This window comes from Desulfobaculum sp., from assembly GCF_054921475.1.
The window spans coordinates 1-7,882 of record NZ_JBUDSW010000174.1 but is presented as its reverse complement, the minus strand read 5'-3'; the positions used below and the strand labels follow the sequence as shown (position 1 = coordinate 7,882).

Sequence of the window (7,882 nt, the reverse complement as noted above, 5' to 3'; positions counted from 1 at the left end):
GACACACCAGACAAACTCCCCCCTCCCCAAATACAAGGATTTTTAAGGATGAAAGCCTTAAACCACCGGAGGTAACAAACGTAGAGCGCCCCCCCCCACGGCCCGCCCCGAGCACACAACAACGCCCCCTGCACCCAAAACGCACCACACCCGCCAATCAACCCGATCACTCCCTCCACCACACCCCATGCCCCCGCACCACCTCCGCCCCACATTTCTCCCCCTCCCGCAGCGCCCTCACTCGCGACGAGGGCGATAGCGAAACGGCTTTTGCCGCCCGCGCGAAAAGCGCAGAATCCTTTGCCCATGCCGCCCATTATTTGGTAGTATTCTCCAACTCCCTTTTGGCCATTTGGAGGAATGCTGTCATGCTTGGAGCCTTACGGCTGTTCACCACGTGTCTCATTGCGCTGTGCTGCCTGTGTGGTGCGGGCAGGGCGGGCGCCGAAAACGCCACGATCCCTGTACCGGTCCGGGCTCCTTTTACTGTGCTGGAATTCGCCATAACGGGCACCATTAATCCCGCGCAGGCCGACGCCTTAAACGACGCCATCCACCATGCCCAAACGAGCGGCGCGGACCTGCTGCTGCTTCGCATCGACACCCCGGGGGGCCTTGGCACCAGCATGCGCGAGATGGCGCAAAGCATCCTTGGCGCGCCCATTCCTGTTGCCGTGTGGGTTGGCCCGGGCGGCGCGCGGGCGGCATCTGCGGGGGTGTTCCTCGTCGCCGCGTCGCATATTGCGGGCATGAGCCCGCAGGCAACTATTGGCGCAGCCAGCCCCGTGAACCTCTCCGGAAAGTCCGTTAACGGCACCATGGGGCAAAAGGTCACCAACGACATCATGAGCCTTGTGCGGGCCATGGCGCACTCCCGGGGGCGCAATGTGGAGTGGTACGAGAAGGCGGTGGAGGAGAGCGCCAGCATCACGGGCACCGAAGCCGTCAACACGGGCGTGGTTGAAATCCTTGCACGTTCCGAAGACGATTTTCTCCGCGCCATTGCCAAAGAGGGCGTTCCCTTCCGGGGCGGCACCATCGCCTTCGACCCGGCACGGGTCGAGCGGGTCACATTTTCGCCGGGGGCAAGGCACACTATCCTGTCATGGCTCCTGAGCCCGCAGGTGGCTTACCTGCTCCTTCTCGGGGGCATGGCCGGACTGTTCTTTGAACTCGCGACACCGGGGGCCGTTTTTCCCGGTGTGTTCGGCGGACTGTGCCTGCTGCTGGCCCTCTACGCACTGTCCATCCTGCCAACCACCGCGGCAGGGGTACTGCTCATCCTCTTTGCGATGCTCCTCTTCATTCTGGAAGTGTTTGTCACCAGCTACGGCTTGCTTGCCATTTCGGGCCTCGCTGCGCTGTTCTTTGGGTCCACTATTTTGTTCCGCTTTGAATATGGCTTTACGGCGCTGCCCATGGGCATCATCGCGTCCACGGTTGTTGGCGTGGGGTGTATCGTTTTTCTGGGCGTCTACTTGGTCGCCAAAGCGCAAACCATCCCCGTCCGCCTCGGCCCCCAAACCCTTGTGGGCAAGACCGCCGTGGTGCGGACATGGCAAAACGGCAAAGGCCAAGTGCTCGTGCGCGGAGAGATTTGGACCGCAGAGCACCCCGAGGGGCTGCCCATGGACGAAGGCGACACCGTCCGCGTTGTGCGGACGGAAGGCCTCCGCCTCATTGTCGTGAAAGAAGAGGGCGCGGGCGAGTGATGCCGACGCACCACCACGACCATATCACCAACTGGCCAACGGCCACGAGAGCACCTGCCACCCGGAGGAAACATGCTGTATCAAGTCCTGCCAGCGTTGGGCCTTATTATCCTCGTTCTTCTGGCATCCTTGCGGGTGCTCAACGAATACGAACGCGGCGTCATATTCCGCCTTGGGCGCGTCATCAAAGCCAAAGGCCCGGGCCTTATCATCCTCATCCCGGTCATTGACCGGATGGTGAAGGTCAGCCTGCGCATCCTTGCCCTTGATGTCCCCAATCAGGACGTCATCACGCGCGACAACGTGAGCATCAAGGTCAACGCCGTGGTCTACTTCCGCGTGCTGGAGCCCATCAAATCCATCCTTGAAGTTGAGGACTACCTCTTTGCCACATCCCAGCTGGCCCAGACCACGCTCCGCAGCGTGTGCGGCGGGGTGGAGCTGGACGAAATCCTGTCGCACCGCGACATGGTCAACAATCAGATTCAGGAGATACTGGACCAGCACACGGACGCGTGGGGGATCAAGGTCAGCACGGTGGAACTCAAGTACATTGACCTGCCGCAGGAGATGCAGCGCGCCATGGCCAAGCAGGCCGAGGCCGAACGCGAGCGCCGCGCCAAGGTCATTAATGCCGAGGGCGAATATCAGGCCGCCAACAAATTAGCCGACGCGGCGGAAATCATCAGCCAGTATCCAGAGGCCCTGCAGCTGCGGTATTTACAGACCATGCGCGAGATGGCGGCGGAAAGCAAAGCCTCCACCGTCCTGCCCCTGCCTCTTGATTTTTTTTCATTTAACTGGAAGTCTCGGCCGGGGCACGGGGGCGACTGACCCCAACCCGGCATGTTTCACGGGAAACATGTAGTGCCGATGCGGCGTGGGAAACACGCACTGCATCGCGCCGCCTTTCGGCTTCAGGGGCACTGCACGCGACCCCTGTCTTCCTGTAGCATCACACCGCAACATGCGAGAACACACAATGAAGATATTGGTGACCGGCGCTGCCGGGTTCATTGGCTCTACGCTGAGCATGCGCTTCCTTGAAGAAGGGCATACCGTTGTCGGCCTCGACAACCTCAATGACTATTATTCCGTTCAGCTCAAGAAGGACCGTCTGGCCCGCATTCAGGATCACCCCAACTTCACCTTTGTGAAGATGGACCTGGAAGACGAGCAGGGCATGGACGAACTGTTCAAGCGCGAGCAGTTCACCCACGTCATCAACCTTGCCGCTCAGGCTGGCGTTCGGTACTCCATCGAGAACCCCAAGTCCTACATCAATTCCAACACGGTCGGCTTTCTGCACATCCTTGAGGGCTGCCGCCACTACGGCGTGAAGCACCTTGTGTTTGCGTCCTCCAGCTCCGTGTATGGCCTGAACACCACCATGCCGTTTAGCGTGCATGACAACGTGGACCATCCCATCAGCCTCTATGCTGCGACCAAAAAGTCCAACGAGCTGATGGCGCATACCTACTCCTACCTGTACGGTCTGCCGTGCACCGGTCTGCGTTTCTTCACCGTGTATGGCCCGTGGGGCCGCCCGGACATGGCGCTGTTCCTGTTCACCAAGGCCATCCTTGAGGACCAGCCCATCAATGTCTTCAACCACGGCAAAATGCGCCGCGACTTCACCTTCATTGATGACATCGTCGAAGGCGTGGTCCGCGTGACCAAGCACACCCCCACACCGAATCCCGAATGGACCGGTGAAACGCCCGACCCGGGCACCTCCTGCGTGCCCTACAAGATCTACAACATTGGCAACAACAATGTAGTGGAGCTTGGCAAGTACATTGAAGTACTGGAAGACTGCCTCGGCAAAAAGGCCAAGAAGAACTACATGGACATGCAGCCCGGTGATGTACCGGCAACATACGCCAATGTAGATGATCTTGTCCGCGACGTTGGCTTCCGCCCGAATACGCCGATAGAAGAGGGCATTGCCCGATTCGTAGAGTGGTACAAGGAGTACCACGGTCTATAATTCACATTGACAGGGGAGAGGGGCTTCCAGTATCGCAACTGGTAGTCCCCCCTTGTCCCTTAACGAATGGAGTAACTCAGAGGCTTCGACATGGATTTCCAGACGCTGAAAAACGACCTTGAAACAACGTTCGCCCAGCTTCTTGACAACACCAGCCACGGCGAGATGCCTCAGAAGGAGGTGGTGGACAACTTTGTTCGCCTGTGCCGCATGCTGCAAAACCAAGCGTATGACGATTGGGCCGGGGAGGCTGAAGACTTCGCCCACATGGCCGTTAAGCTCCAGCAAGCCGTCAAGCGAAAGGAACTCCAAGAGGCCGTCATGATAGTCGAATCCCTCGACGCCGCTAAAGACTATTGCCATCGCATGTTTAGCATGTAAGCAAAGCCCTGCGATGTTTCCCGTGAAACAGCGGGAAGGAGTAGTAACGCGTGTCGCGCATCATTATTGTCGCCAACCAAAAGGGCGGCGTGGGCAAAACAACCACGTCCGTCAACCTCGCCGCCAGCCTTGCCGTTATGGAAAAGAAGGTCTTGGTCGTTGACTGCGACCCGCAGGCCAACGCATCCAGCGGCCTAGGCATTTACCCCGAAAGCGTGCAGAGCAGTACCTACAGTATTCTGCTCGATCCGCCTTCGGCTCCGGAAGCCGTCAAGCTGACTTCCATTCCGTACCTCTCCATCATTCCTGCCCATCAGGACCTTGTGGCGGCGGAAATCGAACTGGTCGGCAAGCCTGCGCGTGAATACTTCCTGAGAGAAGCCCTCCTGCCGCTCAAGGACGAATACGACTTCATCATCGTGGACTGTCCGCCGTCCCTCGGCCTGCTGACGCTCAACGCCATGTGCGTGGGCGAAGAGGTGCTTATCCCCCTCCAGTGCGAATACTTCGCCCTTGAAGGCATCGCCAAGCTCCTGCAAACGTACGGGCTTGTCCGCAGACGCCTCAACCCCGGCATCCGCCTGCTGGGCGTGGTGCTCACCATGTACGACACCCGCAACAGGCTGTCGCGACAGGTGAAAAACGAAATCCGAAAAACCCTGCCGCAGCACCTGCTTGAAACGGTGGTCCCGCGCAATATCCGCCTCTCGGAAGCGCCAAGCTATGGCAAGCCGGTCGTTGGATATGATATCAAATCCAAAGGCGCGGAGGCATACCTGCAACTTGCCAAGGAAGTCGTCACCCGCAGGCCCCAGGCCTAACGCCCGATATTTCAATGCAGAAAAGCCCCCGCACTGGGCAGGGGCTTTTCGTGAAGACATCCGTTTCGCACCGCCGGTAAACGGCTAGCGAGATTTTCTGTCCACCGGCGGCTTGCATTCAAAGGTCACTTTGTCCTTGAAATGCCGCTTCGTGATGCGGGACGAACACTGCTGGCACTCAAAGGTGACCAACCCGCCAAGGTTCGCCGCCTTCAGGCGGAACACGCGGGGGTCGTCGCTCTCCCAATCCTCTGTGGAAGCACCGCAGTGCTCGCAGTGGACTTTGCCATCAGGAGGATACGGAAAGTCCCAGTACTCCTTGAGCATGTTCAAATCGTCAACAGGCTCAGGAATAACCGCATCCTCAAAACATTCCGGATACAGCTTGTGAAGAAGCGGCTCAATGTGCGCATCCAGGCTGTTCCAAAGTTCAGGACTCATCCACACGCCAAGGCTCTTGCCCTTGTCGTCGTAGAGAAACTTTACGTTATCATCAAGACGGGACATGGTTCCTCCATAGGGGGTATGTTGTGACCAGCAAATGCCAAGTGATGTATTGCAACCCCCGCAATGTCACGGAGTAGGAATATGGCTGCACTGCAAAGAGGACTCGGCCGCGGCCTGGACGCACTGCTCTCCGGCTTTCAGGAAGATATGGAAGCACCGGAAGTCGTCCTCGTCCCCATTACCAAAATCCGAGCGAATCCCAACCAGCCGCGACGTGAATTCGAAGACGACGCGCTGGAAGAATTGGCCGCCTCCATTCAGGCAAACGGGGTGCTGCAACCTGTACTGGTACGCCCCATCGATGAGGAAGGCCAACATATGTACGAGCTCGTCGCCGGTGAACGCCGCTGGCGCGCCTCGCAAATCGTTGACCTGACGGATATCCCTGCCATCATTAAGCGCATCTCCGACGAGGAAAGCCTCGCCATCGCGCTTATTGAAAACCTTCAGCGCGAGGACCTCAACCCCATCGAAGAGGCCCTCGGCCTGAAGCGATTGCAGGATGAATTCGACCTCACGCAGGATGACCTCGCGAAGAAGGTCGGCAAAAGCCGTCCCGCCATCGCCAACCTGCTGCGCCTTATTCAACTGCCACAGGCCATTCAGACCGATATTCAAAAAGGCCTCATGAGCGGCGGGCACGGGCGCTCGCTCCTCGCCATCACCGACGAGGACGCACAGGAAGCCCTGCGCCAGCGCATTCTGGACGAAGGCCTCTCCGTGCGCGAGTGCGAGGCCATCGCCGCTTACTTCAAGCGCACCGGGCATCTGCCCGAGGCCACAGGCACCCCCAAGGCCAAAGGCAAAAAAGGCCAGCCCAAGGAAGTGCTCCCGGTCATCACCGAGCTGAATACCAAGCTCAAGGAGACGCTGAACCTCAAGGTCAACATCTCCGGCGACACCGAGAAGGGACGCCTTACCGTCTCCTACAGCGATCAGGAAGAGTTCCTCTCCCTGATGCAGCGCCTCGGCCTCGACGTCACCCTCGATTAACTCCACCGGCCCGGCCAGAACCACACGTTCCAGCCGGGCCAGTTTTTTGCCCCAGAGCATAGATTACACATGAACGACACCACGACCATTTCCCCAGAAAGCCTGCTTCATGCCCTCGACGCCATGGCGCACAAAAAGGTCCTCATCGTCGGGGATCTCGTCCTCGACCACTACGTCATGGGCGCCGTCGGGCGCATCTCCCCAGAAGCCCCCGTCCCCGTCGTCGAAGTCGGCAGCGAACGCTACATCCTCGGCGGCGCAGGCAACGTGGCGCGAAACATCAAGACCCTCGGCGGCCAGCCCGTCATCATCGGCGTCTGTGGACGCGACGCCGAAGGCGACCTTATGACCAGCCTGCTGCAACAAGACGGCATCACCGCACGCACCGTCTGCGATGAAACGCGGCCAACCACCAAGAAAACCCGCATCATCGCCCAGCAGCAACAAGTCGTCCGCGTCGACTGGGAAAACGCCGCGCCCGTCTCCGAGGCCGTGCTCACCCAGCTCATGGACTCCCTGCGCCATGAAGCCGCAGACGCCGAAGTCATCATCCTCTCCGACTACGGCAAAGGCCTCATTACCGACGTGTTCATGCAGCAGCTGGACGCTATGCTCAGCGCCTTGCCCCGTCGCCCCAAAGTGCTCGTCGATCCCAAGATGCGCAATTTTCATCTCTACAAGAACGTCGACCTGCTTACCCCAAACACCAAGGAAGCAGGCGAAGGCGCGGGCTTTCCCATCACCACCCAGCCCGAAGATACCCTGCGCGCCGGTCGCGCCATCTTCGAACGCCTCGGCAACAAGAACCTGCTCATCACCCTCGGCGCCGACGGTATGGCGCTCTTCGAGGGCCCGGGCCACGTTCGGCGCATCCCCACCGCCGCGCGCCAAGTGTTCGACGTCACCGGCGCAGGCGACACCGTCATCGCCACCTTCGGCCTCGCCCTCGCCGCAGGGCTCGACCTGCTCACCAGTTGCGTGCTCGCCAACTACGCCGCAGGGATGGTCGTCGCCCAAGTCGGCACCGCCGCCGCCTCTGCCGATGAACTCCGCGCCGCACTCCAAGACTACGACGACACCCCCGTCGAGACATGGCTTGATGAGTAACAACAATTACTGCTCGCGCATTAAATCCGCCGCACTGCTTACAGTGCCGCGGCTTTTTTCTTTCGCAGCGCCAAGCTGCCAACAGTAATCGCCAGCCGAAGCGACAAACCCATTTTTTGCCGCCTCACGCGGATGCTGTGGCGTTTTTACGTTGTTCACGATGCGTTGGTCGTATTTTTTCAAAAAAGGGCTCATTTGGGCCCGCCGCAGTGGGGGCAGTGCGGGTGGTGAATGCGTTCGCCCCTCCCTCATGGGGAGCGGTGGGCGAACGGGGCGCGAGGGGCCGGGCTTTGGATGCCTCCGGCGGCTTAAGGGCTACCGCCCTTGTATATTGACCCTCAAGCCAAAGGCGGAGAAAAAAGAAAGCCGCC

Annotated in this window: 9 protein-coding genes; 7 read left to right on the top strand and 2 right to left on the bottom strand. The window is 59.6% G+C overall.

The annotated features are described in order from the left end of the window. Window positions 1-368: 368 nt before the first annotated feature. The 5 genes from ACY69P_RS11525 to ACY69P_RS11505 all read left to right on the top strand — a co-directional run bounded on the left by ACY69P_RS11525 (window position 369) and on the right by ACY69P_RS11505 (window position 4,904). The gene (locus tag ACY69P_RS11525; protein WP_462327573.1) at window positions 369-1,712 is read left to right on the top strand and encodes an NfeD family protein; all 1,344 of its coding nucleotides are present in this window, start codon (window positions 369-371) and stop codon (window positions 1,710-1,712) included. A gap of 72 nt (window positions 1,713-1,784) precedes the next feature. Then, complete coding sequence (locus tag ACY69P_RS11520) at window positions 1,785-2,546, top strand: slipin family protein (RefSeq protein WP_459900149.1); 762 nt, start codon at window positions 1,785-1,787, stop codon at window positions 2,544-2,546. Window positions 2,547-2,694: 148 nt separating this feature from the next. Next, window positions 2,695-3,702 carry an NAD-dependent epimerase gene (locus ACY69P_RS11515; protein WP_462327572.1) on the top strand — a complete coding sequence of 336 codons (1,008 nt, stop codon included), beginning with the start codon at window positions 2,695-2,697 and terminating at the stop codon, window positions 3,700-3,702. A gap of 90 nt (window positions 3,703-3,792) precedes the next feature. Then, complete coding sequence (locus tag ACY69P_RS11510; RefSeq protein ID WP_404844058.1) at window positions 3,793-4,083, top strand: GAK system XXXCH domain-containing protein; 291 nt, start codon at window positions 3,793-3,795, stop codon at window positions 4,081-4,083. A gap of 50 nt (window positions 4,084-4,133) precedes the next feature. Further along, on the top strand, window positions 4,134-4,904 hold the full coding sequence (locus tag ACY69P_RS11505; RefSeq protein ID WP_459900153.1) for a ParA family protein: 771 nt from the start codon (window positions 4,134-4,136) through the stop codon (window positions 4,902-4,904). 84 nt (window positions 4,905-4,988) lie between these two features. Here ACY69P_RS11505 and ACY69P_RS11500 read toward each other — a convergent pair whose 3' ends face one another. Beyond that, window positions 4,989-5,411 carry a hypothetical protein gene (locus ACY69P_RS11500; protein WP_459900155.1) on the bottom strand — a complete coding sequence of 141 codons (423 nt, stop codon included), beginning with the start codon at window positions 5,409-5,411 and terminating at the stop codon, window positions 4,989-4,991. Window positions 5,412-5,492: 81 nt separating this feature from the next. On the opposite strand from ACY69P_RS11500, the gene ACY69P_RS11495 reads away from it, so the two are divergent. Together ACY69P_RS11495 and rfaE1 are read left to right on the top strand one after the other, a co-directional pair. Further along, complete coding sequence (locus tag ACY69P_RS11495) at window positions 5,493-6,404, top strand: ParB/RepB/Spo0J family partition protein (RefSeq protein ID WP_462327571.1); 912 nt, start codon at window positions 5,493-5,495, stop codon at window positions 6,402-6,404. Between the two features lie 69 nt (window positions 6,405-6,473). Next, the gene (rfaE1, locus tag ACY69P_RS11490; protein ID WP_462327570.1) at window positions 6,474-7,511 is read left to right on the top strand and encodes a D-glycero-beta-D-manno-heptose-7-phosphate kinase; all 1,038 of its coding nucleotides are present in this window, start codon (window positions 6,474-6,476) and stop codon (window positions 7,509-7,511) included. A gap of 6 nt (window positions 7,512-7,517) precedes the next feature. Here the strand turns inward: rfaE1 and ACY69P_RS11485 are convergent, their stop codons facing one another. Beyond that, window positions 7,518-7,694 (bottom strand): hypothetical protein, encoded by a 177-nt coding sequence (locus ACY69P_RS11485; RefSeq protein WP_462327569.1) that lies wholly within the window; start codon window positions 7,692-7,694, stop codon window positions 7,518-7,520. Window positions 7,695-7,882 lie beyond the last annotated feature (188 nt).

Coding starts and splice junctions, on each gene's coding strand:
- ACY69P_RS11495 (WP_462327571.1), top strand. CDS start 5,493: ATGGCTGCACTGCAAAGAGGACTCGGCCGCGGCCTGGACGCACTGCTC.
- ACY69P_RS11520 (WP_459900149.1), top strand. CDS start 1,785: ATGCTGTATCAAGTCCTGCCAGCGTTGGGCCTTATTATCCTCGTTCTT.
- ACY69P_RS11525 (WP_462327573.1), top strand. CDS start 369: ATGCTTGGAGCCTTACGGCTGTTCACCACGTGTCTCATTGCGCTGTGC.
- rfaE1 (WP_462327570.1), top strand. CDS start 6,474: ATGAACGACACCACGACCATTTCCCCAGAAAGCCTGCTTCATGCCCTC.
- ACY69P_RS11510 (WP_404844058.1), top strand. CDS start 3,793: ATGGATTTCCAGACGCTGAAAAACGACCTTGAAACAACGTTCGCCCAG.
- ACY69P_RS11515 (WP_462327572.1), top strand. CDS start 2,695: ATGAAGATATTGGTGACCGGCGCTGCCGGGTTCATTGGCTCTACGCTG.
- ACY69P_RS11500 (WP_459900155.1), bottom strand. CDS start 5,411: ATGTCCCGTCTTGATGATAACGTAAAGTTTCTCTACGACGACAAGGGC.